The sequence below is a fragment of the Microbacterium sp. BLY genome, from assembly GCF_017939615.1.
Classification (GTDB): Bacteria; Actinomycetota; Actinomycetes; order Actinomycetales; family Microbacteriaceae; genus Microbacterium.
Genome location: NZ_JAGKSR010000001.1, coordinates 1,392,331 through 1,414,604, shown reverse-complemented (window position 1 = coordinate 1,414,604; position 22,274 = coordinate 1,392,331). Strand labels below are relative to the sequence as shown.

Here is a 22,274-nt window from a genome sequence, read left to right as displayed (position 1 = left end):
GCTTCACAGTAGCGGATGGGTCGGACTCAGGCCCGCGGAGGCAGGCCGCGCGCGGCGCGCTCCTCGGCCTCGATCTGCGCGTGGACCTTGCGCTCCGTGCGGTCGAACCGGAGGATGCCGCGGAGCACGACGAAGAAGACGATGCTGACGCCGACCGTCGGCAGGAGCGACCATGCCGCGGCGAGCCAGAAGTTGTCCATGCATCCATCGTACGCGAGCGACTCATCGTGCACAGGCGACGCTTCCCAGGATTCTCGTCCACATCGCTCCTCAAGCGGGTGGCGAACCACCGCGGCGCGCGACCCTCTCCTCATGACAACCGTGCTCCGCGCCTCCGACTCCGCCCAGTTCCTCGGCATCGTGCCCGCTCTCGCCGGCTTCACGCCGCGCGAGAGCATCGCCCTGCTCCCCTTCCGCGGCACCCGCAGCGACGGCGCGATGCGCCTCGATCTCCCGGACGCCGCGCTCCCGCTGACGCGCTACGCCGCGGCCGCCGTCGAGCTGGTGGTCCGCGTCCCCGCGACCGACGCGCTGGCCGTCGTCGTGTACACCGACGAGCACCCGCAGCACACGCCCGACGGCGTCGTCCTTCCGCAGGCCGTCACCGTGGACACCCTGCTCGCCTGCGCCGAGGGGGCCGGGCTGCGGGTGATCGAGGCGCTGTGCGTGACGCCGGACGGTTGGGGCCGCTACGACGACACCGAGCCGGTGCTGCACTCACTGTCGGAGATCGTCCCCCCACCCGGGGCGACCGCGCTCGGCGACGTCTCCGGCGATCAGCTCTCCGGCGCGGGGCTCCCCTCCGCGCCCGCGGGCGAGAGCCGTCAGGTCGCGCGCGTGCTCCGGGGTCTCGACGGCGCGCTCGGCGGAAGGTCCGCGTCCCGCTCCCACGACCCGCAGGTCATCGCGGCATCCGTCCTGATGGAGGACATCCCGGCGTTCCTCGAGTCGGTGCTCGACGCGCCGGATTCCCTGCCGGCCGTGGCCGTCGCGGCGCTGGTCTGGTGCCTCGGCCGTCCGCCGGTGCGCGACACCGCGATCGCGCAATGGGCCACCGACCATCGCCGGGGCATCCGGACCATGGAGGCCCAACTCGCCTTCGCCACCGAGGGCGCGCGGGTGCCCGACGACATCGCGCACGTGTTCCTGGGTCGCGGCGCGGCACCGGACGGCGACCGACTGCGTGCCGCGCTGCTCGCCGTCCGGCATGCCGCCGCGCGCGCACCGCGGGCGGCGCGTCCCGGCCCCCTCACGGTCGCCGCCTGGCTGTCCTGGGCTCTCGGCCGCGCCACCCATGCCGGCCGTTATCTCGACCTCGCGCGCGAGATCGACCCCTCCTACAGCCTCGCGCTGCTGCTCGACACCCTGATCTCCGGCGCGGTCCTCCCAGAATGGGCGTTCCGGGGGCGGCGGAGCGAATGACCGCGCTGCTACTTGACGAGCGGGAAGAGGATGGTCTCGCGGATGCCGAGCCCCGTGATCGCCATGAGCAGGCGATCGATCCCCATGCCCATCCCACCGGACGGCGGCATGCCGTGCTCGAGGGCACGCAGGAACTCCTCATCGATCGGCATCGCCTCGACGTCACCGCGGGCGGCGAGCTTCGCCTGCTCCACGAAGCGCTCCCGCTGGATCACCGGGTCCACGAGCTCGGAGTAGCCCGTCGCCAGCTCGAACCCGCGGATGTAGAGATCCCACTTCTCCACGACGCCCTCGATGGAGCGGTGCTCACGGACGAGCGGCGAGGTGTCGACGGGGAAGTCCATGACGAAGGTCGGGCGCACGAGGTCGCCCTTCACGAAGTGCTCCCAGAGCTCCTCGACGAGCTTGCCGTGGGTGGCCTGGGGCGGCACGTCCACGCCGTTCGCCTCGGCGAACGCGATGAGGTCCTCGACGGAGTCCTCCGGCGTGACGGTCCGGCCCGCCGCGGCCGAGAGCGACTCGTACATCGAGATCCGGTCCCACTCACCGCCCAGGTCGTATTCGGTGCCGTCGGCCCAGGTCACGGTGGTCGAGCCGGCGACCGCGATCGCCGCCTGCTGCACGAGCTCCTGCGTCAGCGCCGCCATCTGGTTGTAGTCACCGTAGGCCTGATAGGCCTCGAGCATCGCGAACTCGGGGCTGTGCGTCGAATCCGCTCCCTCGTTGCGGAAGTTCCGGTTGATCTCGAACACGCGCTCGATGCCCCCGACGACCGCACGCTTGAGGTACAGCTCCGGGGCGATGCGGAGGTAGAGCTCGGTGTCGAACGCGTTGGAGTGGGTGACGAAGGGGCGGGCCGAGGCGCCGCCGTGCTGCACCTGCAGCATGGGCGTCTCCACCTCGAGGTATCCGTGGCTGGCGAAGGTCGCCCGCAGGCTCGCGTTCACCGCGGCGCGGGCACGGACGGTCGTGCGGGCCTGCTCACGCACGATGAGGTCGAGGTATCGGCTGCGGACGCGGCCCTCTTCGCTGAGCTCGGCGTACGCGTTGGGCAGCGGGAGGATCGCCTTGGACGCGATGGCCCAGTCGTCCGCCATGATCGACAGTTCCCCGCGGCGGCTGGAGATGACCTCGCCGTGCACGAAGACGTGGTCACCCAGGTCGACGTACTCCTTCCAGTCCGCCAGCGACTCCTCCCCCACGTTGGCGAGCGAGATCATCGCCTGGATCCGCGAGCCGTCGCCGGCCTGCAGCGTGGCGAAGCAGAGCTTGCCGGTGTTGCGGCTGAACACCACACGACCGGCCACGCCGACGATCACGCCGGTCTCGGCTCCGGCCTCGAGGTCTCCGTACTCCGCGCGCAGAGCGGGGATCGTGTGCGTCACGGGAACAGCGACGGGGAAGGCGCCGCCGCCGGCGTCCGCGCGCTTCTCGATCAGACGCTCGCGCTTGGCGAGGCGAACGGCCTTCTGCTCGTGGATGTCCTCTTCGGGGGAAGAGGCGGCCGAGGCCGTTTCGGGCGCGGCGGGCGCGTCAGTCATGTGCGGGGCTCCTTGGAAGTCGGATCCAGTTTACCGAGATGGGGCGGGCACCTCCGGCCGGGTCGCCGCACGACGGGCGCCGCCGGTTCTCGCTTCCGCGCCGGCGTCGGTAGCCTCGAGGCATGGCCCCCACCCGGATCATCCGAGCGAGCGCCGTCCTCGCCGTCACTCTCTTCGCCGTCCTCCTGCCGGGAGGGGCACACGCCGCCGAGCGTCCGATCGCTGCGGCGGCCGCCGACGTCGACGACTTCTCGTATGCCACATGGGACGCGGTCTACGACGTCGGCCTCGACGACGAAGGGCGGGCGCGCATGCACGTGACCGAGACCCTCGTCGCCCGGTTCCCCGACGCCGACCAGAACCGGGGGATCGTGCGCGGCCTGGCGACCACCTACAAGGGAGCGGGGATCGACACGCGCGTGCTCGCGGTCACCGATGAGAACGGCGCCGCCGTCCCATACGAGACGGACGAGGACGACGGCACGCTCTTCGTCCTCACCGGCGACGACGACTTCGTCCGCGGCCTCACGACCTACGTCATCGAATACGAGATGAGCGACGTCATCGTGGGCAGCGCGCCCGACGCGACCGGTTCCCGTTCGGCCGACGAGTTCTACTGGGACCTCCTCCCGCTCGACAGCACTCAGCCGATCGAGGCGTTCCACGCCGACATCCGCTTCGACGCCGCGCTGAGCGCCCACCTCACCGGGGCGACGAAGTGCTACACCGGGCCGTCGGGCGCGACCGATCCCTGCGACCTCGAGGGACCGCTCTCGGACGGCGACGACACAGCGTTCCGCGTGGAATCCGCCGCGCTCTCCGCGGGGGACGGCGTGACCGTCGCCATCGGCTTCGACCCGGGCACCGTCACCCAGCCCGCCGCCCGGACGCCGAACCCGATCGCCGACGTCGGTCCGGTCGCCGCAGCGGTCGGCGCCGTCGGTCTCTCCGCGGCCGGTTGGGCAGCGGCGGTGGCCGCCACCCGCCGCAGCCGCCGTGCCACCGGCATCATCGTGGCGCAGTACGACGTGCCCGACGACCAGCCGCCGCTGCTCGCCGCCGCCCTCATCCCGGGGGCGAAGAACGTCGTGCCCGCAGAGATCGTGCACCTCGCCGTGCGCGGCGCAATGCGGATCGAGGAGGGGGCGTCGGCGGAAGCGCCGCGACTGCGTCGGAATCCGCAGGGGACGCCGCCCAGCCCGCTCGACGAGGCCGCCCTGTCGGCCCTGTTCGCGGGCGCCACCGCCGACGGTGTCGTGGATCTGCCGACCGCCAGCGAGAAGTTCGCCGCCCGGATGACCGCGCTCACGGCGAAGGGCGAGAAGGAGGCCCGCCGACGCGGACTCACCACGAAGGCCCGCAACCGCGCCGCGATGATCCTCCAGGGGGTCGCGATCGCCGTCGCCGGCGTCGGCCTCATCGTGGCCGTGGGCGCCGTCGCCTCCGGACGCCTCGCGGCGGGCCCCGGGCTCCTCGCCATCTCGATCGGCACGCTGCTCGTCCTCGTCTCGAGCTTCTTCACCTTCTCCCGGCACACGGTCCTCACGCCGGAAGGGGCGAAGGCCTTCGAGTACCTGGAAGGAGTGCGCGAGTTCATCCGCGTCGCCGAAGAGGACCGCCTGCAGATGCTCCAGTCCTATACGGGAGCCGAACGCCGTGCCGTCGACGGTGCCGACGTCATCCACGTCTACGAACGCCTGCTCCCCTACGCGATGCTGTTCGGCATGGAGGACGAGTGGGGTCGCGTGCTCGAGAACGCCTACACGCGGGCGGCGCACGGCCCGGACTGGATCGGTGACCCCGGATCCTTCGCACTCCGCGCCACCCTCGTGGCCTTCATGAGCTCGTCCACGGCGGCGGCGACGTACTCGGCTCCGTCCACGGGGACCTCGTCCAGCACGGGTGGGTCCTTCGGCGGAGGGTTCTCCGGCGGGGGCGGCGGAGGCGGATTCTCCGGCGGGCGCTGATCCGCGGCCGGACCTCCCCCGGGTCAGATCAGCGGAGGAGGATCGGACGCGTCACGCAACGCCCGCTCCACCGTCGACTGCACGAGGGCGGAGAGGAATCCCCCCGGGTTCTCGACACCGATGTCGCGGAGCCGCGACGTGGACTGCCCGATGATCGAGCGGGAGAACTCCGTGGCCGTCGCGATCGCATCGGCATAGGCCGCACGATCCGTCTCGGCGATGACGACCGGCTCGCAGCCCATCTCCACGGCCAGCGCCTGCGCGATGGGCAGCACCGCGGCGGGAGCGGTGACCGCGGCGAAGCCCGCCTGCAGCTGCCGCAGATCGATCGAGGTGCCCGTGAACGTGATCGCCGGATGGACCGCCAGCGGGATGGCACCCCGTTCCGCCGCCGGCCGCAGCACCTCGATCCCCTGGGCGGGGTCGGTGTGCAGGACGAGCTGCCCGATCTGCCACCCGCCGACCTCGGCGATGCCGGCGACCAACGAGGCGAGCTGATCGGACGGGACGGCGAGGATCACCAGCTCCGCCCGCCGCACCACCTCCTGGGTGTCGAGCACCGGCACACCCGGGAGCACCGCGGACGCGCGTTCGTCGTCCGAACCCGAGGTGATCCCGACGACCGCGTGTCCTGCTCCCGCCAGCGCCGCCCCCAGGACGGGACCCACACGGCCGGCTCCGACGATGCCGATGCCGAGCCGGCCGTCGCGCGCCACCGTCACTGCTCGCTCGGCCCTTCGGGTCGCTCCGCCGACGCAGGCGGGCCCGCGGGCGGAGCAGGGGGCGCCGCGGGAGCCGCCGTCCGAGGAGCCGGCGGGGGCACGACCGGCGGCGTCACCGGCGGAACCGGCGGCGGCGCGACCGGGGGTGGCGCGACCGGGGGTGGCGTCACCGGAGGAACGGGAGGCGGGGTCACCGGAGGAGGCGTGACCGGCGAGGCCGGCGGTGGCGCTGGCGGCGCCGAGGGCGGCGCGACCGGCGCGGGCGCCGGTCGCCCGAACACCGGTGGAGCGAGCCGTGCGGCGGGCCCCGTGGGCGGAGCCGGCGGAGCAGCGGCCGGAGGGACGGGCGGCGCGACGGGCGCGGAAACCGGACCGCCGAACACGGGAGGAGCCGGAGGAGCCGGAGGGGCAACGACGTCGACGGCCGCGTGCTCGCTCCAGCGGTGAGTGCGGTCTCGCGACGCGGCCTCCGCGGCGGCGGCGGTGACGTCATTGAGGAGTGACAGCGCGTCGGCACGTTCGAGACCCGCCAGGTACCCCGTGATGGGCCCGGGCACCGAATGCACCTGCGCGCCGGAGACCCGCTGCAGGCGGTCGATCGGACCCTGGCTGAGCGACACACCCTGCAGACGCGCGAGCGGGAAGACCGCGAGCTTGCGCCAGACGATGCCCCGACGCAGCAGCAGGCCGTCCGCAGTCACCGTGTACCCGTGCCGCTTCCAGGAGAACGGCCGTCGCCACCATGCCCGACGCGGCATCGTCCGGTACGGGTCGGCGTCGGTGGGACCGACGACGCCCTGTTCCCACAGCGCCGGGATGCTCTCGGCCGGGACATCCGGCAGCACCAGCGCGAGCACGCGCTCGACATCGGCACGCTTGCCCACGGGCAGCACGACGTTGAACTGCTGGCCGCTGCCCGACGACTGCTGCGCGGCACTCTTGCCGCTCATGCGGTTGATCTTGATGGTCCACCAGCCGAACGGCCGCCACAGCAGCGACTGCGACACCTCGACTGCGAAGATGCGCCCCGGCGGAAGGGTCTCGGTGACGGTGGTGAGCAGACCGTAGGTGATGCGGACGCCGTCGGGCGTCGGCGCGATCGAGTAGCGGAGCGACTTCGAGATCTGCGCCCAGGTGATGCCGACCACCGCGATGATCATCGGCACTCCCATGCCCAGACCGATGCCGAGGAGCACGATGCCGCCGTCCGGGTCTCCGTCGACGAGGATGCCGATGAGGGTGCTGCCGAGCGCGATCGCGAAGATCACGCCGAAGAACACCAGCCAGAGCAGCCCGGAGATGATCTGCGATCCGATCAGGCGCCCGGCGGGAATCTTGACCACGCTCTCCGGGACCACGTCCTGCAGGTCGACGCCCGCGAGCAGTCCGTTGACGCCCTCGTTCATCGAGCCCACGAGCTGCGCCCTGGTGGACGTGGGGGCGGACGGGTTCGGCGCTGCGGGTACCCCGGGCGCGCCCGGGTTGAGTGCGGCGTGCCGGGCGGCGCGCGCACCGGAGGCGAGCCGGAGGATCTCGGCGCGGACGCCCTCCGCGCGGGCCGTCGCCAGGTATTCGAGGGCGACGTTCGCGTCGGTGCCGGCACCGACGACCTCGAGCTTCGCGAGCCCGATGATGCGTGCGGGGAACGGACGGGTGAGGTTCACGCCCTGCACGCGATCGAGCGGCGCGCGGCGGTGCGAGCGGAAGATGATGCCCTTGCGCACCTCGACGTGGTCGCCGGTGATCCGGAACTGCTGGAAGCGCCAGACGAACCAGAAGATCGCCACGAGAACCGCGACGAGACCGAGCACACCGAGCAACGCGATGAGGGCGAGATTGTTGGCGAGAACCCAGTCCACGGGGTCGCCGCCGGCGTACTCGTCGTAGTGCGCCTCCTCGGGCGCGAACTGTCCGACCAGCCAGGCGATCAGACGATCGCGCATGTTCGCGATCACGATGCCGCCGACGATGATGAGCGCCAGGCCCCCCTTGAACAGCGGGGTCAGCGGGTGCATCCGGTGCCATTCGCCGTCCGCGAGATTCGTCGACGGCACGCCGGCGGGTGCCTGTCCCACGGGCGCGGGGGGAAGCTGCGACTCGCTCACAGGCCGGTCCGACGGGTCTCGGCCACCTGGATGAGCGTGTCGCGGAGCGCCTCGGCCGCCGCCTGCGTGAGCCCGGGGATCTGCACGCCGGTGGTCGCGGCCGCCGTGACCATCTTGAGCTGGGACACGCCGAAGGCGCGGTCGAGCGGGCCCTGCGTGATGTCGACGAGCTGCATGCGCCCGTAGGGCACCGCGATCATGCGCTGCCAGAGGATGCCCTTGCGGAACACGATGTCGTCGGCGCGGAGCATGTAGCCGATCGCCCTGGCCTGACGCGGGAGGATGATCAGCGTCACGAGAGTGATCAGGATGATGACCCCGGCCGGGATCCACACCCAGTCCTGCTCGAGCACGACGTTGAGCACGACGGCGGCGGCCACGACGAGGGCGAGGAAGATGGCGTTCTGCACGATCTGCGACACGACGTACCGCGGGGAGATCTGGTGCCAGGTGCCGTCGAGTTCCAGCCGCGCCTCGTTCCGCGCCGTGCGCAGTCGCGTGTAGGTGCCCTGGTCGAGGGCGCCGAGGTCAGTGCCCTCCGCCGGGTTCAGGGGCGCGGTCTCTGGGTTCTGAGTCATCAGGATCCTTCGGCAGGGTGCAGAACTGTTCGGCGACGAGAGCGGCGACGACGAGCACGAGCGCACTCGCGATCAGCGCCACCATCGCCACAGTCGACCCTATCGGGGGATCGATGGGGCGCGTGAGGAGGAAGACCAGCAGCCCCGCCCCGAACCCCGCCATGATCGCCCCGAGCAGGCTCGACGCCCGCGCGAGGGTCGCCGCTCGCAGCGCCCGGAACGGGTCGATGCGCACGCCGGAGCGCACGCTCCGACGCACCGGCCAGGCGACCGCGAGCGCGGCGGCGGCGATGAGCACGAGCAGGACGGGCAGCAGCAGCGACGGCGTGAAGGTGGCGCGTCCCGTCGCCGTGAGCATCTGGTCGAGGGCGAACCCGGCGCCCGCACCGATGAGGGCGAGGACCGCGAGCAGCCCGGCGGAGGTGCGCTTCATCCCTCGCCCCGCGCGCGCAGACCGGCCGCCAGGTCGGCGACCCGGCCGGCCCCCGCGAGCTCCGCGTCCGGATCGACGTCGAGCCACGGCTCCAGCACGAAGAGACGCTCCGCCGCCCGCGGGTGGGGGAGCTCGAGACGCGGATCGTCCGAGACGACGTCGCCGTAGGCGATGAGATCGAGGTCGAGGGTGCGGTCACCCCAGCGCTCCTCCCGGACCCGGCCGTACTCGTCCTCGATGGCGTGCAGCATGCCGAGCAGGATCTCGGGGGCGAGCCGCGTGGTCACGAGGGCCACGGCGTTGACGTATCCCGGCGCATCCGGGTCGGGCCCGTCCAGCCGCAGCGCCACCGTCTCGAAGAGCCGCGAGAGCCGCACATCCGACACGAGCGGCAGCCGAGCGAGGCGCGCGGCCGCGGCCCGGATCGTCTCCTCCCGGTCGCCGAGGTTCGCGCCAAGCGCCACGACCGCGACCGTCTCCGGCCGCGGGGCCCGCGGTGCCGGGGCCTCCGGAGGGCGCGTGAGGTTGCGGCTCATGCGGTGATGTCCTCCAGTGACTCCGGCGCCCGTGTGCGGTGCACCGTCACGGCGACGTCGGCGAAGTTCTGCGGGATCGGGGCGTGCGGCTTGTGCACCGTCACCGACACCTGCTGGACGCGACGATCGTCGAGCGCCACGGCGGCGATGCGCTCGGCCAGCGTCTCGATGAGGTTCACCGGCTCGCCCGCGACGACCGCGGCCACGCGCTCCGCCAGCTCGCCGTAGTGCACGGTGTCGGCGACATCGTCGGAGGCCGAGGCCTGTTCGAGGGAGAGGCGCAGGCGGAGGTCGACCGTGAACTCCTGCCCCTCCTCCCGCTCGTGCGCGTAGACGCCATGGCGTCCGAACACCGTCAGCCCGGTCAGCACGATCTCGTCGAGGAAGTCCATGCCTCTAGCGTACGGCGAGGGCCGGACGCCGCACTCAGCCTTCCCAGGCGCGGGAGATCGCGAGCGCGTCCCGCGTGGCCGCGACGTCGTGCACCCGCACCGCCCAGACGCCTGCCCGCATCGCGAGCGCGCTGGTGACGGCGGTCGCGAGGTCGCGGCGCGCTTCGGACGCGTCGTCGCCGCCCGGGGCCGCAGCCTGCAGCACCTCGGCGAGGAACCGCTTCCGGGACGTGCCGATCAGCACGCGCGGTCCGAGGGCGACGATCTCGTCCAGCCCGCGCAGCACGTCCCAGTTCTGCGCGCCGCGCTTGGCGAAACCGATCCCGGGGTCGACGATGAGGCGGGACGGCGCGATGCCCGCCGCTGCGGCCTCTCCCATGCGCTCACGCAGCTCCCCGGCGACCTCGCGCGCGACGCGGCGGTAGTCGGCGTTCGCGTACATGTCGGCGGAGAAGCCGCGCCAGTGCCCGATGGCGAAGTCGGCTCCCGACTCGGCGACGGCGGCGCGCATCTCCGGATCGGCGAGCCCGCCGGAGACGTCGTTCACGATGCGGGCTCCCGCGCGGACCGCGGCCGCCGCGGTCGCGGCGTTCACGGTGTCGATGCTGACCGGCACGCCGGCCGCCGCGAGCTGCTCGACGACGGGGAGCACACGACGCTGCTCCTCCTCCGCGCCCACGCGCTCCGCACCCGGCCTGGTCGACTCCCCGCCCACGTCGAGGACCGACGCCCCCTCGGCCCACAGGCGGAGGCCGTGGGCGACCGCCCGGTCCGTGTCGAAGTACCGGCCGCCGTCGCTGAAGGAGTCGGGGGTGATGTTGACGATGCCCCAGATGCCGGTCATGCGCGCGCCGATCCGGCGCCGGGCACCGCCATGCCGATCAGGGTCACGAGCTCCGCGCGCGCCACCGGGTCCGTGTAGACGCCGCGCGCCGCGATCGTCAGGGTCGACGCCTCGGTCTGCCGCCCGCCCCGCATCGTCACGCAGCCGTGGCTGGCATCGAGCACCACGAGCACACCCCGGGCATCGAGGTTGTCCGCGATCGTGTCGGCGATCTGCTCCCCCAGCCGCTCCTGCACCTGCGGGCGCGCGGCGAGGATCTCGACGACGCGGACGAGCGCACCGAGGCCGACGACCTGCTCTCCCGGCAGGTAAGCGATGTGCGCATGCCCCGCGAAGGGCAGGAGGTGATGCTCGCACACGGAGCGGAAGCGGATGTCGCGCAGGAGCACGGCGCCGGACGGCAGGGTGTCCGGCGCAGGACCTCGGGTCACGCTGATCGTGTGCGCGAGGGGCTCTGCCGGGTCCTCCCCGACGCCGGCGAAGAACTCCGCGTAGAGCTCCGCCATGCGCGACGGCGTCTGCTTGATGCCGGGACGATCGGGGTCTTCGCCGATGGCCTCCAGGAGCTCCCGGGTGAGCCGTTCGACGCGTTCCTTGTCGACGGTCACGTCACGCCGTCGCGGGACGCGGGTTGCCCGCCCCGGCGGAGCCCTGCTGCGGGCGCGGACTCGTCGTGGGCGCCTCGACCGAGGCGGCCAGCGACACGTCCTTCTTGGGGACCTGGATCGGCGGGCGCTCCGACACCGGGCGGTCCTCGCTCGACAGCCACAGCGGACGCTCCGGCAGCTTCTTCACCTCGGTGAAGATCTCGGCGATGCGGTTGTGGTCGAGGGTCTCCTCCTCGAGGAGCGCGAGGGCGAGGCGGTCGAGGATGTCGCGGTTCTCGCTGAGCACAGCGTAGGCCTCGTTGTGCGCCTGCTCGATCAGGGCGCGCACCTCGGCGTCGACCCGCTCGGCGACCTTCTCGGAGTACTCGCGGCCACGGCCCATGTCGCGTGCGACGAACATGTCACCGCCCTCGGTGCCGAGCTTGACGGGACCGACCTGCGTCGTCATGCCGTACTCGATGACCATCTTGCGGGCGATCGACGTGGCCTTCTCGATGTCGTTCGAAGCGCCGGTGGTGGGGTCGTGGAAGACGAGCTCCTCCGCGACGCGGCCACCCATGGCGTAGGTGAGCTGGTCCTGCAGCTCGTTGCGGGTGACCGAGTACTTGTCGTCCAGCGGCAGCACCATCGTGTAGCCGAGCGCCTTGCCACGCGGCAGGATCGTGATCTTCGTCACGGGGTCGGTGTAGTTCATCGCCGCCGCCGCGAGCGCGTGTCCGCCCTCGTGGTACGCCGTGATGAGCTTCTCCTTGTCCTTCATCACGCGCGTGCGGCGCTGCGGGCCGGCGATCACGCGATCGATCGCCTCGTCGAGCGCCCGGTTGTCGATGAGCTGCGCGTTCGAGCGGGCGGTCAGCAGCGCCGCCTCGTTCAGCACGTTCGCCAGGTCGGCTCCGGTGAACCCGGGGGTCTTGCGGGCGACGACCTCGAGGTCGACGTTCTTCGACAGCGGCTTGCCCTTGCTGTGCACCTCGAGGATCCTCTGGCGCCCCTTGAGGTCGGGGGCGTCGACGCCGATCTGCCGGTCGAAGCGGCCCGGGCGCAGGAGCGCGGGGTCGAGGATGTCGGGACGGTTGGTGGCCGCGATCACGATGACGTTCGCGTTCGGGTCGAAGCCGTCCATCTCGACGAGCATCTGGTTCAGCGTCTGCTCGCGCTCGTCGTTGCCGCCGCCCATGCCGGCGCCACGGTGACGGCCGACCGCGTCGATCTCGTCGATGAAGATGATGGCCGGCGCGTTCTCCTTGGCCTGGCTGAACAGGTCACGCACGCGGGAGGCACCGACACCGACGAACATCTCGACGAAGTCGGAACCCGAGATCGAGTAGAACGGGGCACCGGCCTCGCCGGCGACGGCGCGGGCCAGGAGGGTCTTACCCGTTCCGGGAGGGCCGTACAGCAGCACGCCCTTCGGGATGCGGGCGCCGATGGCCTGGAACTTCGCCGGGTCCTGGAGGAACTCCTTGATCTCGTGGAGCTCTTCGATCGCCTCGTCGGCGCCGGCCACATCGGCGAAGGTGACCGTCGGGGTCTCCTTGCTGACGAGCTTGGCCTTGGACTTGCCGAACTGCATGACCTTGCCGCCACCGCCCTGCATGGACGACAGGAGCCACCAGAAGAGGAGGCCGAGCAGCACCAGCGGGAGCAGCAGGGAGAGGAAGCCGTCGAACCAGGTCGCGCGCGGGACGGCGTCGTTGAAGCCGTCCTTCGGGGCGGCTGTATCGATCGCGGAGACCACCTCGTCGGCGCGGGCCTCGACGTAGTAGAACTGGACGTTCTCGGAGCCCTCGAACGGCTTGGACAGGGTCATGTCCACCCGCTGATCGCCGTCGGTGTTGACCACCTCGGTCACGGTCTTGCCCGAGAGCAGCTCGAGCCCCTCCTGCGTCGTGATCTGCTTCGGCGCGCCGAGGTTCGAGATCAGCAGGAATCCGCCGAAGAGCAGCACGCCGATCAGGGCGACGTAGATCAGCGGATTGCGGGTGAGCTTCTTCACATCCATGGTCGGATCAGCGTATCGCCTCTGTGCTAGGCGGCCGCTGTGCGTTCACCCACGGCGCAACGCCCCGATGCTGGGTCGCTGAGCCTGTCGAAGCGTCAGCTGTAGACGTGGGGCGCCAGCACCGCGACGTCGCGCAGGTTGCGGTAGCGCTCGGCGTAGTCGAGTCCGTAGCCGACGACGAATTCCACGGGGATGTCGAAGCCGACGTACTTGCAGTCGATCTCGACCTTCGCCGCCTCCGGCTTGCGCAGCAGCGCGAGGACCTCGATGGACTCCGCTCCGCGGGACTCGAAGTTCTCCAGCAGCCAGCTCAGCGTGAGGCCCGAGTCGATGATGTCCTCGACGATCAGCACGTGCCTGCCGTGCAGATCGGTGTCGAGATCCTTCCGGATCTGGACGACACCGCTCGACTTCGTGCTGGCGCCGTAGCTCGACACCGCCATCCAGTCCATCGGAGCGTGGAACGGCAGCGCTCGCGCGAAATCGGCCATGACCATGACCGCGCCCTTCAGCACGCCGACGAGGAGGAGGTCCTTGCCCTCGTAGTCCTTCGCGACCTGCGCGGCGAGCTCGTCGAGCTTGGCGTGGATCTCCTCCTCGGTGACGAGGATCTGTGCAAGGTCGTCCTGGATCTCCGCGGCGCGCATGGATCGATTTTAGGCGACGCGACCGGGTGCTTCCGTCCAGGCCGCCGAACGCCGGTCAGGAGTGGATCTCGTCGTGGTCCCCGCGCATCGTCCGCGGGCTGAGCACCGCGATCTCGACCGTCTCGTACTTGCCCTCTTCCGACCGCACCCACGTCACCTCTACGTACCAGTCGTCCTTCGACCAGGCGTCCGCCGTGCGACGCCCCTCGGCCGTCTCCCGCGCGTCCGTGTGCTCCCAGCCGTCGTCGCGGAGACCGGCGGCGATGGCCGTCGCCGCGTCCTCCGAGGCGGCGGGGCGCTGGACGGGCTCGACGTACACGTCGACCTGCCACCAGACCGAGTCCTCGGGCGACGGGTCGGCGGAGACCGGGTTCTGCACCATGCGGCCCCGGGACTCGACGTCGGGTGCCGACGGGGGCGCGAGGTCGGCGGGGATGAGCGCGACGACCTCGTCCGCCAGCGCCTCCGCCTCGGCCCGGTATTCGTCCACGCGGCTGTCGACCTCGGTCGTCATCGTGCATCCTCCCAGCGTCAGGGCGACGAGCGCGCCGGCCATCAGCGCGACGGCGCGAGCGGTCTTCTTCATCACTCGATCCTCGCGTACTCCGGCTCGAAATCCGATTTGTCGATGCCGTCGGTGCGCACCGGAGCCTGCACGATCGGCCCCGCTCCCGGGACCACGATCGGCCGCGGGTTGTAGACGTCGTCGGGCGCGAAGAGCATGGCATCGCCGCCGGTGATCACGGCGATGATGTTGTCGAACGCCACCGACCGCGGGTCGTACACCGAACTGTGGCTGTCGATGCCGCGCGGTGTGCCGTTTCCCTCGACGTTGTAGTCCTCGAGGTCGACCAGGCGTCCCCCGTCGGCGTCCTTGATCCACCCGGTCTCCAGGCGGGTCACACCATCAGCCGTGAGCGGGGACTGTCCGTGCATCTGGTCGGGGCCGTTGCCCTGGATGAGGCCGACGACGAGGTCGCCGCGCGCCATCATCGAGTAGTGCGGGACGTCGGCGGTGTGCGGGAAGTCCTCGATCCCGCTCACCCCCGCCCCCATGCCGGCGGCCGAGACGTAGAGGATGCGGTCGGCGACCAGGCCGGCCTTCTCGGCGAGCCCCACGGTCGCTCCGCCGTAGCTGTGGCCGAGGACCGTCAGCGACGAGCCGGCCGGCTTGTCGATGCCCGCGACGAAGTCGACGAGCTTGGGGGCGAGGTCCTTCGAGAAGGAGGCGTCCGTCGGACCGGGGATCGTCAGCTGGGGGAACGTCCCGCCCGCCCACTGGAAGACCGCGGTGTCCGGACCGGCCGACCGGTAGAGCTGCGCGCCGGTGCCGTCGCCGAAGTTCGTCATGGTCGTCGTGGTGCCGGGGACGGACACGGCGACGTTGCGGATCCACGCGGGGATGTCGCCGGTCTTGTCATCGATCGGGCCGTGATAGGTGGCCACCGCATCGGCCCCGGGATCGAACACGACCACGCGCGCGCCGGCCTTCTCGTCGGTGTGCTTGCGTCCGCTCTCGTCCCACCATGTGTAGTCCTGGTCGAGCAGGCTCTGCCAGTAGTCGATGGGCTCGCGCAGCTTCGCGATCTCGTCCAGATGGCCCTTGGCCTCCCAGGCGTCGGCACGGTCACCCGTCTTCAGGCTGTCGACGAGCGCCTGGAGTCGCGCGATCTCGGCCTCACGACGGGCGATCTCGTCGCGGATGTTGGTGTGGTTGGCCGTGACGCGGTCGCGGATCGGGATGCCGTTCAGGTTGCCGAGGATCAGGGGCGACGCGATGAGGAGGGCGGCCCGCGTCTCCTCGTCCATCGCGTTCCACGTCTCGCGGATGATGTCCGGGTCACCGAGCCCGGCGAGGGACTCCGCGGTGATCGCGTTCACGTCTCCGGCCCAGATGAGGCTCGCGGCCGCGAAACCGGACAGCCCCACCTTCCCGCCCTGGGTGACCGCGGTGATGAGGGGGACGGCCGCGAGCGCGCCCACGGCCCGCTGGTCGATCGTCCGGCGCTCCTCTTCCAGAGCGTTGTAGGCGTCCCTCGCAGTGCGATAGGCGTCGATCGCGTTCTGCCAGCGCTGCAGGTACCCCGGGTCGTCGAGGTACATCCAGGAGGGCAGCACGGCATCCCACGGCAGGGCCCATCCGGTCACGAACTCGCTCGCGGCGTTCAGGGCCTCGGCCCGCCGCACGAAGATGTGGTCGTAGGCGTTCTGGGCGGCCCGCAGCCGCCGCGCCGCATCGGCCTTCAGCACCTCGAGGTCGTTCGCGTACGCCGTGATCGCGGCGGCGATGCCGTCCAGGCCCTCCGCCGCCTCGCCCATCCGCTGCGCGAGCAGCAGGACGCGGGCCCCCATCGCATCGGCCGCCGACGAGGTCATCGCGGTGAGATCGGCGAGCGCGGCATCCGCGTCCGCCTTGCGTTCCCGCGACGATCCGGCGCGGGTCGTGAAGGCGGTGGCGGCGCCGTTCACCGCGCCGACGTCCCCCTTCGCGGGGTCGTCGATCAGTCCCGGGAGGCTCATCGTGCCGCCTCCGCGAGGGCATCGTCGGAGGCGGTCCAGGTGCTGGCGACCCCGGCCGCGTCGGCGGCGGAGTTCGCGGCGGTCTGCCCGAGAGCCGTCAGGATCTGCGTCACCAGCGCCTCCGCCTCGCCGAGCGCCGACTCGACGGCCGGCGACCCGATCCCTCCGAAGGACAGGCAGGAGGTGATCACGGGCGCACCGGCGGCGGTGAGTCGCGCCTTCGCCGCATCGAGCGCATCGCGCTGCACGTCGAGATCGGTCATTCCTCGGTCCTTCCCCCCGGAGGCTCCCACGATAGAGGGCGGGCCGGACGACGGCGATGGGCAGATCTCCCCATGTGCTCCGCTGCGCATTACTGTGAGCGTTGACGCAGGCCCCTGCGACCGATGGAAGGAACACTCATGGCTCTCGACGACATCCTCAGCCAGGTCCCGCTCGACGACATCGCCCGGAAGCTCGGGGTGTCCCGCGATGAGGCCAAGGTCGCGGTCGAACAGGGCGGCGCGGTCCTCCTCGGCGGTCTCGCCAAGAACGCGGAGACCGCGGAGGGGTCGGCCGCGATCCAGAAGGCCCTCGGCAAGCATCAGGGCGCGACGCCGCCCGCGACCGTCGACGACATCGACGAGGCCGACGGCGGCAAGATCGTCTCCCACATCCTCGGCGGCAAGGAGAAGGAGGTCACGAAGGAGCTGACGGAGTCGAAGGCGACGCCCGGGATCGACTTCGGGAAGCTGCTCCCGATCCTCGCACCGATCGTGATGGGCCTGATCGCCAACGCCACCAAGGACAAGTCGTCGCCGTCGAGCACCGCGGACGAGGGCACGGGCGGCATCGGCGATGTCATCGGCGGCATCCTCGGCGGCGGGAACCAGGGCTCCGGCGGCGGCATCGGCGACGTGCTGGGCGGTCTTCTCGGCGGAGGACAGGGCGGCTCCGGCGGCGGGATCGATCTCGGCGGCATCCTCGGCGGGCTCTTCGGCGGCAGGAAGTAGCGGCTCGAGGACCGACCAGCGGATTCAGCGGGTCGCCGCCGTGAACACGATCCGTCCGCCGTGGCGTGCCGCCGCGCACCCCGGGAGGTCGATCGGCCCCTGGCCCGACCAGTCCGTGACCAGGCGGGCCACCTCGATCGTCTGCGCGCGAGTGAGGCTGACGCCGAACTCGCTGTCGACGACGAGGCGGATGATGCGGTTGCGCAGAGCGGCGGGGTTGGCGGCGAGGGCGGCGACGCTCACCGAGATCCCGGCCTCCGCGTGCTCGACGATGTCCTCGATGGTCTCGTGGATCATCTCGTCGAAGGCGGAGGCGTCCTCGCGGAGCTGCTCGGCCGTGCGGGCGAGCGCTTCGGCGATACCGGGACCGAGTTCCGTCTCCAGCACCGGAAGGACGCGCTGCCGCACACGGACCCGGGTGTAGCGGTCGTCGTCGTTGTGCGGGTCGTCCCACGGCTGCAGGTCTGCGGCGGCGCAGAACGCACGGGTCGTCTCACGGCGCACCCCGAGCAGCGGACGGAGCCACCGGAGCCCGTCGTCGTCCTCGCGGACGGGTGCCATGCCCTGCAGACTCGTGGCTCCCGAGCCGCGCGCGAGTCCGAGGAGCACGGTCTCCGCCTGGTCGTCGAGGGTGTGGCCGAGGAGCACGGCGGTTGCTCCGATGTCGCGTGCCGCGTCCCGCAGCACCCGATATCGGGCCTGCCTCGCTGCGGCTTCCGGACCGCCGTCGCCGTCGACCTCGACGCGGACGACGAGCGCGTCGAGTCCCAGGCGTCCGGCCGCGGCGGCCGCCTGCGCGGCGACTGCGGCGGAGTCGTCCTGCAGCCCGTGGTCGACCGTCAGCGCTGCCGCTCGCAGGTCGCGCTTGGCGGCCTCGAATCCGGTGGCGGCGGCCAGCGCGAGGGAGTCGGCCCCGCCCGAGACGGCGACGAGCACGGTCGCCCCTTCGGGGAGATCGGCGAGCGCGATGCGCACGGCGAGGCGGATCTCGGCGATGGCGGGGGCGAGGGACGGCACCTCTCCACGGTAGGGCACCGTCGCTCGCTCCGACGGACTCGGACGGGACCGCCCGCGAGTAGGCTGGTCGGCGGCATCCAACCGATCTTCCTGAGGAGCACACGTATGGGCGCACACGACGCCGTCATCGAGATCCCGCGCGGCAGCCGCGTGAAGTACGAGGTCGACCACGAGACCGGGCGAGTGCACCTCGACCGCGTGCTCTACACGACCTTCGGGTATCCGGCCGACTACGGCTACTTCGACAACACGCTCGGCGAGGACGGCGACCCGCTGGATGTCCTGGTGCTCCTCGACCACGCCATCTACCCGGGCGTCGTCGTCGAGGTCCGCCCCGTCGCCGTGCTGAAGATGAGCGATGAGGCCGGCGGCGACGACAAGCTCGTCGCGGTGCTCTCGAAGGACCCGCGCTGGGCCCACATCCAGGACATCGACGATGTGCCCGAGTACACGAAGAAGGAGATCGCGCACTTCTTCGAGCACTACAAGGACCTGGAGCCCAACAAGTGGGTCAAGGTCGACGAGTGGGGCAACGCCGCCGAGGCGCAGCGCATCCTCGACGAGGCCATCGTCCGCTTCGGCGAACAGGGCCACTGACCCCCAGGGTCGCTGAGCCCCTGGGTCGCTGACCCGCCCTGGGTCGCTGACCCGCCCTGGGTCGCTGAGCCTGTCGAAGCGAAGACCCCCGGCCACTGCGGTGGCCGGGGGGCTTCCCTGTGTGGCGCAGGTCAGACGGAGATGCCCTTGCTCGCCATGAAGTCGATGGGGTTCGTGTAGCGCCCGTTGATGTACACCTCGAAGTGCAGGTGGCAGCCGAAGGAACCGCCCGTGTTGCCGGCGTAGGCGATGACCTGTCCGGCTCGCACCCACTGGCCGTTGCGGACGGCGAATCCGCCGGGTTTGATGTGGGCGTACCCGGTGGCGATGCCGCCGCCGTGCTGGATGCGCACGTAGTTGCCGTAGCCGCCGTTGTAGAAGGCCGCGTCGACGGTGCCGGAGTGGGCGGCGTAGATCGCCGCGCCGCACCCGTTGGCGAGGTCGACGCCGTAGTGCCAGCTGGACGAGCAGCCGTTGGCGTTGCACTGCTGCGAGCGCGGACCGTAGCCGGAGCTGCGATACCCGCCGTGCGGGCGCACCCATCCGCCGCTGCCCGGTGTGCCACCGCCGCCGCTATTGCCACCGGCGTTCGCGGCGGCTTCGGCGGCCTCCCGACGCTTGCGCTCCTTCTCTCGCTCCTCGACGCCCTTCTGATACCCGGCCACGGTGGTCGCGGTCGTGTCTTTGAGTGCGGCGAGCTGCGCCTGCATCGTGGCGAGGTTCGCGGACTGCTCGTCGAGGGCGGCCTGCGCCGCGTCGGCGGCCTGCTGCGCCGCCACCATCTTCTCCTCGGCGATCTTCTGCAGGCGGTCGCGTTCGTCACGCGCGACGACGGCCTGGTCGCTGAGGGATTGGGCGGAGTTGCGCGCGGCGACCGCATCGTCGTAGATGGTCCGGTTGTACTCGAGGAGCTTGTCCATCGAGCCGAGGCGGGCGAGGAGCTCGTCGGCGTTGCTCGCGGAGCCCGCGAAGAAGAGTTCGAGGGAGGTGTCGTCCCCGCCGTTGCGGTAGAGCTGCGCGGCGACCTGTCCCGCCTTGCGGGCCGACTCGTCGGCGACGGCGGCCTGCGCGTCCGCCTTGTCCTGCAGGGAGTCGGCTTCCGCGATGGCGGCGAAGTATGCCTGCTGCGCGTTGTAGAACTCGGTCGAGGCGACCTCGGCGGCGGCCTGCGTCTCGGAGACCTTCTGCGTGAGCGACTGGATGAGCCCCTCGATGCGCTTCACCTCGGCGGCCTTGGAGGCCTCGTTCTGCTTCGCCTTCTGCACGTCGTCCCAGCTCGGGTACGACGCGGCGTGGGCGGCCGTGACTCCGGACGTGATGCCGAACGCGCTGAGGGCGACGACGCTGAGCGCGCCGAGGCCGAGGGCGCCGCGGCGGCTGATGCCGTCACGGAAGAGGGTACGGCGCTCCGTCGGGCTGGGCGCACACCCGCAGTCCTCGGATGCGGCGAGCGCCGCATCCCGGATGGTCTTGTCGTTCACACGGCCCCTTCCGCCGGTTTCACAGCTGCCACACTAACAACAACTTTCACACGCGCACCAGCGTCCTGGCGCGGATGCGAAGGCATCCCGACCCCTCCATGGTCCCGCTCGAACACGCCCGGGGGAAGCGCATCCCGTGCTCGATTCGCGATTTGCCCGAATGATCCCTTATGCTTGAGCGTCGGCAAGGAAGTCCCCTGGGACTGACTCGGCCCCATCGTTTAGCGGCCTAGGACGCCGCCCTTTCACGGCGGTAGCACGGGTTCGAATCCCGTTGGGGTCACTCCATCCGATACAATTGAAAACACCAGTATGGCCCTGTAGCGCAGTTGGTTAGCGTGCCGCCCTGTCACGGCGGAGGTCGCGGGTTCAAGTCCCGTCAGGGTCGCTCCGTGCGATGAGCTCTTTCTTCGGAGAGGGCTCTTCGTCTAGGACGCGGCAGCATCATCGTCGCGCGGCTCTGTAGCTCAGTTGGTAGAGCGTTCGACTGAAAATCGAAAGGTCACCGGATCGATGCCGGTCGGAGCCACAAGGCTGATCATTACAATCAGCCCAGAAACCCTCGCCTAGCTTCTACATGGCGGGGGTTTTGCTTTGCCCTGGAACGAACAGGACGCGGCTTCCCGGACCTGAGGCGTCGCATCCTGATCCCCGCCGACGTAGAATATGGCTCAGAGGACATTTTTATGGGGAGGCGACGTGACCAACGCATCAGTGCTCGTGCGCGCTGCGCGGAAGAGCAGCGGGCTCACGCAGAAGGATCTCGCCGAGCGAACCAACGTCGATCAAGGCCGCGTATCTCGAGTGGAAGGTGGCCGCGAGGCTGAGTTCAGCACAGTCGAACGCTTCCTCCGTGGCGCCGGCTATCGCCTGTACTCCGCACCAACGCGACGGGACGACGCGGCGACCATCGCGGCGGCGATCCGCGGGTACCTGCGAGCGGGCGACAAGCACAGCGCGCTTCGCGAGTTCATCCAGCTGAGCGACAACCTCAACGCCGAGCACGGCCTCGTACGCGGGGTTCTCGGTCTCGCGGAACCCGAGCCGACCGGTGACCGCGTCTGGGATGCCGCCCTGGCAGCGCTCGTGGATCTTCGCCTCCGCGAGGAGGGGCTCCCCACCCCGGCGTGGGTCGACGGCCCGAACAGGAGGGTCCAGGTACCCCGAACCCTGGACGTCGATCCGGCGGATCCGATCCCGGCGCCCGACGACGTGCCCACGGAGTTCCTCGAGCGTGGTGTCCTTGTCTGGCAAGACACGCTGACGAGCGTCTGATGGCTGACGCCCTGAACCGCGACGACATCATCGCCGGCCTCCGCGACCTGGTCGGAGAGCTTCACACCGCTGGCGAAATCGCAGGCATCCGACTTGTCGGTGGTGCTGCGCTCGTCATCAGGTACTTCGACCGCCGCGCCACCGGAGACCTCGATTCCCTTCACATCAACCCCGGGAGTGACGAAGCCGTCCTCGCCGCGGCCTCGCGCGTGGGAGACCGGCGAGGGTGGAGCGCCAGCTGGTTCAACTTCGCTGTGGAGCACGCCGATTCGGTGCCCACATTCGGGCGTCGAGCCGTCGAATGGGAGACGATCTACGACCGAGACGGCGTCATCATCCAGGTCGCCTCCAAGGACGCGCTTCTCGCCATGAAGCTCCGCGCCAACCGCCCAGGACGCGACGTGGACGACATTCGGCAATTGCTCGCCCTCTGCGGCATCACAACGTTGGAGGCGGCGGAGGCTCATTACGAGGACTACTACCCGGGCGACGGTCTCAGCGATCGCGCTATCGGCATGGTCCAGCGGATCCTCGATGGTGGACTGCCGACAGCGGTTCCCTCCCCCGGGCCCATCCATCTCTGACCCCCTAACGA

23 protein-coding genes and 3 tRNA genes are annotated in these 22,274 nt (G+C 70.8%); 9 read left to right on the top strand and 17 right to left on the bottom strand.

The window, feature by feature from the left end; translation table 11 throughout:
- Positions 1–26 precede the first annotated feature (26 nt).
- Entirely contained in the window at positions 27–200 is a 174-nt protein-coding gene (locus KAF39_RS07035) for a hypothetical protein (protein ID WP_167627854.1), read from the bottom strand.
- Positions 201–312: 112 nt separating this feature from the next.
- On the opposite strand from KAF39_RS07035, the gene KAF39_RS07030 reads away from it, so the two are divergent.
- On the top strand, positions 313–1,422 hold the full coding sequence (locus tag KAF39_RS07030; protein ID WP_210676609.1) for a DUF4192 family protein: 1,110 nt from the start codon (positions 313–315) through the stop codon (positions 1,420–1,422).
- 8 nt (positions 1,423–1,430) lie between these two features.
- Here KAF39_RS07030 and lysS read toward each other — a convergent pair whose 3' ends face one another.
- Positions 1,431–2,963 carry a lysine--tRNA ligase gene (gene lysS / locus KAF39_RS07025; RefSeq protein ID WP_210676608.1) on the bottom strand — a complete coding sequence of 511 codons (1,533 nt, stop codon included), beginning with the start codon at positions 2,961–2,963 and terminating at the stop codon, positions 1,431–1,433.
- A 122-nt stretch (positions 2,964–3,085) separates the two neighbouring features.
- Between lysS and KAF39_RS07020 the strand changes: the two genes are divergently transcribed.
- Positions 3,086–4,930, top strand: coding sequence for a DUF2207 domain-containing protein (locus KAF39_RS07020; RefSeq protein WP_210676607.1), 1,845 nt, complete (start codon positions 3,086–3,088; stop codon positions 4,928–4,930).
- A 23-nt stretch (positions 4,931–4,953) separates the two neighbouring features.
- Here the strand turns inward: KAF39_RS07020 and KAF39_RS07015 are convergent, their stop codons facing one another.
- The 13 genes from KAF39_RS07015 to KAF39_RS06955 form a co-directional block, all read right to left on the bottom strand.
- Positions 4,954–5,646 (bottom strand): DUF2520 domain-containing protein, encoded by a 693-nt coding sequence (locus KAF39_RS07015; protein WP_210676606.1) that lies wholly within the window; start codon positions 5,644–5,646, stop codon positions 4,954–4,956.
- Positions 5,647–5,648: 2 nt separating this feature from the next.
- Entirely contained in the window at positions 5,649–7,727 is a 2,079-nt protein-coding gene (locus tag KAF39_RS07010; protein WP_307805116.1) for a PH domain-containing protein, read from the bottom strand.
- Positions 7,728–7,753: 26 nt separating this feature from the next.
- Positions 7,754–8,335: a PH domain-containing protein gene (locus KAF39_RS07005; RefSeq protein WP_210676604.1), complete on the bottom strand. Its 582-nt coding sequence runs from the start codon at positions 8,333–8,335 to the stop codon at positions 7,754–7,756.
- Positions 8,286–8,768: a DUF3180 family protein gene (locus KAF39_RS07000; RefSeq protein WP_210676603.1), complete on the bottom strand. Its 483-nt coding sequence runs from the start codon at positions 8,766–8,768 to the stop codon at positions 8,286–8,288. The genes KAF39_RS07005 and KAF39_RS07000 overlap by 50 nt, the downstream gene beginning before the upstream one ends.
- Positions 8,765–9,304, bottom strand: a complete 540-nt coding sequence (gene folK / locus KAF39_RS06995; RefSeq protein WP_210676602.1) for a 2-amino-4-hydroxy-6-hydroxymethyldihydropteridine diphosphokinase — start codon at positions 9,302–9,304, stop codon at positions 8,765–8,767. The genes KAF39_RS07000 and folK overlap by 4 nt, the downstream gene beginning before the upstream one ends.
- Complete coding sequence (folB, locus tag KAF39_RS06990) at positions 9,301–9,696, bottom strand: dihydroneopterin aldolase (protein WP_210676601.1); 396 nt, start codon at positions 9,694–9,696, stop codon at positions 9,301–9,303. The genes folK and folB overlap by 4 nt, the downstream gene beginning before the upstream one ends.
- Before the next feature lie 34 nt (positions 9,697–9,730).
- Positions 9,731–10,540 carry a dihydropteroate synthase gene (gene folP, locus KAF39_RS06985; RefSeq protein WP_210676600.1) on the bottom strand — a complete coding sequence of 270 codons (810 nt, stop codon included), beginning with the start codon at positions 10,538–10,540 and terminating at the stop codon, positions 9,731–9,733.
- Positions 10,537–11,148, bottom strand: coding sequence for a GTP cyclohydrolase I (gene folE / locus KAF39_RS06980; protein WP_210676599.1), 612 nt, complete (start codon positions 11,146–11,148; stop codon positions 10,537–10,539). Before folE ends, folP begins: the two co-directional genes overlap by 4 nt.
- A 1-nt stretch (position 11,149) precedes the next feature.
- Entirely contained in the window at positions 11,150–13,150 is a 2,001-nt protein-coding gene (gene ftsH / locus KAF39_RS06975; protein ID WP_210676598.1) for an ATP-dependent zinc metalloprotease FtsH, read from the bottom strand.
- Between the two features lie 95 nt (positions 13,151–13,245).
- Complete coding sequence (gene hpt, locus KAF39_RS06970) at positions 13,246–13,797, bottom strand: hypoxanthine phosphoribosyltransferase (protein ID WP_210676597.1); 552 nt, start codon at positions 13,795–13,797, stop codon at positions 13,246–13,248.
- A 55-nt stretch (positions 13,798–13,852) separates the two neighbouring features.
- Positions 13,853–14,383 carry a hypothetical protein gene (locus tag KAF39_RS06965; RefSeq protein ID WP_210676596.1) on the bottom strand — a complete coding sequence of 177 codons (531 nt, stop codon included), beginning with the start codon at positions 14,381–14,383 and terminating at the stop codon, positions 13,853–13,855.
- Positions 14,383–16,317, bottom strand: a complete 1,935-nt coding sequence (locus tag KAF39_RS06960) for an alpha/beta hydrolase (protein ID WP_210676595.1) — start codon at positions 16,315–16,317, stop codon at positions 14,383–14,385. Before KAF39_RS06960 ends, KAF39_RS06965 begins: the two co-directional genes overlap by 1 nt.
- Positions 16,314–16,580 (bottom strand): hypothetical protein, encoded by a 267-nt coding sequence (locus KAF39_RS06955; protein ID WP_210676594.1) that lies wholly within the window; start codon positions 16,578–16,580, stop codon positions 16,314–16,316. Before KAF39_RS06955 ends, KAF39_RS06960 begins: the two co-directional genes overlap by 4 nt.
- Before the next feature lie 138 nt (positions 16,581–16,718).
- Here KAF39_RS06955 and KAF39_RS06950 point away from each other — a divergent pair, with 138 nt between their 5' ends.
- Entirely contained in the window at positions 16,719–17,309 is a 591-nt protein-coding gene (locus KAF39_RS06950) for a DUF937 domain-containing protein (protein WP_210676593.1), read from the top strand.
- A gap of 24 nt (positions 17,310–17,333) precedes the next feature.
- Here KAF39_RS06950 and tilS read toward each other — a convergent pair whose 3' ends face one another.
- The gene (gene tilS, locus KAF39_RS06945; protein WP_210676592.1) at positions 17,334–18,326 is read right to left on the bottom strand and encodes a tRNA lysidine(34) synthetase TilS; all 993 of its coding nucleotides are present in this window, start codon (positions 18,324–18,326) and stop codon (positions 17,334–17,336) included.
- Positions 18,327–18,431: 105 nt separating this feature from the next.
- On the opposite strand from tilS, the gene ppa reads away from it, so the two are divergent.
- Complete coding sequence (ppa, locus tag KAF39_RS06940; protein ID WP_210676590.1) at positions 18,432–18,923, top strand: inorganic diphosphatase; 492 nt, start codon at positions 18,432–18,434, stop codon at positions 18,921–18,923.
- 131 nt (positions 18,924–19,054) lie between these two features.
- On the opposite strand, the gene KAF39_RS06935 is transcribed toward ppa, so the two are convergent.
- Positions 19,055–20,404, bottom strand: a complete 1,350-nt coding sequence (locus KAF39_RS06935; RefSeq protein ID WP_210676588.1) for a M23 family metallopeptidase — start codon at positions 20,402–20,404, stop codon at positions 19,055–19,057.
- 210 nt (positions 20,405–20,614) lie between these two features.
- Between KAF39_RS06935 and KAF39_RS06930 the strand changes: the two genes are divergently transcribed.
- The 5 genes from KAF39_RS06930 to KAF39_RS06910 all read left to right on the top strand — a co-directional run bounded on the left by KAF39_RS06930 (position 20,615) and on the right by KAF39_RS06910 (position 22,263).
- Positions 20,615–20,687: transfer RNA gene (locus tag KAF39_RS06930), tRNA-Glu, on the top strand.
- A gap of 31 nt (positions 20,688–20,718) precedes the next feature.
- Positions 20,719–20,792, top strand: a tRNA-Asp gene (locus KAF39_RS06925).
- Between the two features lie 68 nt (positions 20,793–20,860).
- Positions 20,861–20,933: transfer RNA gene (locus KAF39_RS06920), tRNA-Phe, on the top strand.
- Between the two features lie 170 nt (positions 20,934–21,103).
- Positions 21,104–21,679: a helix-turn-helix transcriptional regulator gene (locus KAF39_RS06915; RefSeq protein ID WP_158698513.1), complete on the top strand. Its 576-nt coding sequence runs from the start codon at positions 21,104–21,106 to the stop codon at positions 21,677–21,679.
- Entirely contained in the window at positions 21,679–22,263 is a 585-nt protein-coding gene (locus tag KAF39_RS06910; RefSeq protein WP_210676586.1) for a hypothetical protein, read from the top strand. Before KAF39_RS06915 ends, KAF39_RS06910 begins: the two co-directional genes overlap by 1 nt.
- Positions 22,264–22,274 lie beyond the last annotated feature (11 nt).

What these genes read in the sequence shown, in the direction of transcription:
- KAF39_RS07035 (WP_167627854.1), bottom strand. Translation starts at nt 200, where the DNA reads ATGGACAACTTCTGGCTCGCCGCGGCATGGTCGCTCCTGCCGACGGTC.
- KAF39_RS07030 (WP_210676609.1), top strand. Translation starts at nt 313, where the DNA reads ATGACAACCGTGCTCCGCGCCTCCGACTCCGCCCAGTTCCTCGGCATC.
- lysS (WP_210676608.1), bottom strand. Translation starts at nt 2,963, where the DNA reads ATGACTGACGCGCCCGCCGCGCCCGAAACGGCCTCGGCCGCCTCTTCC.
- KAF39_RS07020 (WP_210676607.1), top strand. Translation starts at nt 3,086, where the DNA reads ATGGCCCCCACCCGGATCATCCGAGCGAGCGCCGTCCTCGCCGTCACT.
- KAF39_RS07005 (WP_210676604.1), bottom strand. Translation starts at nt 8,335, where the DNA reads ATGACTCAGAACCCAGAGACCGCGCCCCTGAACCCGGCGGAGGGCACT.
- KAF39_RS07000 (WP_210676603.1), bottom strand. Translation starts at nt 8,768, where the DNA reads ATGAAGCGCACCTCCGCCGGGCTGCTCGCGGTCCTCGCCCTCATCGGT.
- folK (WP_210676602.1), bottom strand. Translation starts at nt 9,304, where the DNA reads ATGAGCCGCAACCTCACGCGCCCTCCGGAGGCCCCGGCACCGCGGGCC.
- folB (WP_210676601.1), bottom strand. Translation starts at nt 9,696, where the DNA reads ATGGACTTCCTCGACGAGATCGTGCTGACCGGGCTGACGGTGTTCGGA.
- folP (WP_210676600.1), bottom strand. Translation starts at nt 10,540, where the DNA reads ATGACCGGCATCTGGGGCATCGTCAACATCACCCCCGACTCCTTCAGC.
- ftsH (WP_210676598.1), bottom strand. Translation starts at nt 13,150, where the DNA reads ATGGATGTGAAGAAGCTCACCCGCAATCCGCTGATCTACGTCGCCCTG.
- hpt (WP_210676597.1), bottom strand. Translation starts at nt 13,797, where the DNA reads ATGCGCGCCGCGGAGATCCAGGACGACCTTGCACAGATCCTCGTCACC.
- KAF39_RS06965 (WP_210676596.1), bottom strand. Translation starts at nt 14,383, where the DNA reads ATGAAGAAGACCGCTCGCGCCGTCGCGCTGATGGCCGGCGCGCTCGTC.
- KAF39_RS06960 (WP_210676595.1), bottom strand. Translation starts at nt 16,317, where the DNA reads ATGAGCCTCCCGGGACTGATCGACGACCCCGCGAAGGGGGACGTCGGC.
- KAF39_RS06955 (WP_210676594.1), bottom strand. Translation starts at nt 16,580, where the DNA reads ATGACCGATCTCGACGTGCAGCGCGATGCGCTCGATGCGGCGAAGGCG.
- KAF39_RS06950 (WP_210676593.1), top strand. Translation starts at nt 16,719, where the DNA reads ATGGCTCTCGACGACATCCTCAGCCAGGTCCCGCTCGACGACATCGCC.
- ppa (WP_210676590.1), top strand. Translation starts at nt 18,432, where the DNA reads ATGGGCGCACACGACGCCGTCATCGAGATCCCGCGCGGCAGCCGCGTG.
- KAF39_RS06910 (WP_210676586.1), top strand. Translation starts at nt 21,679, where the DNA reads ATGGCTGACGCCCTGAACCGCGACGACATCATCGCCGGCCTCCGCGAC.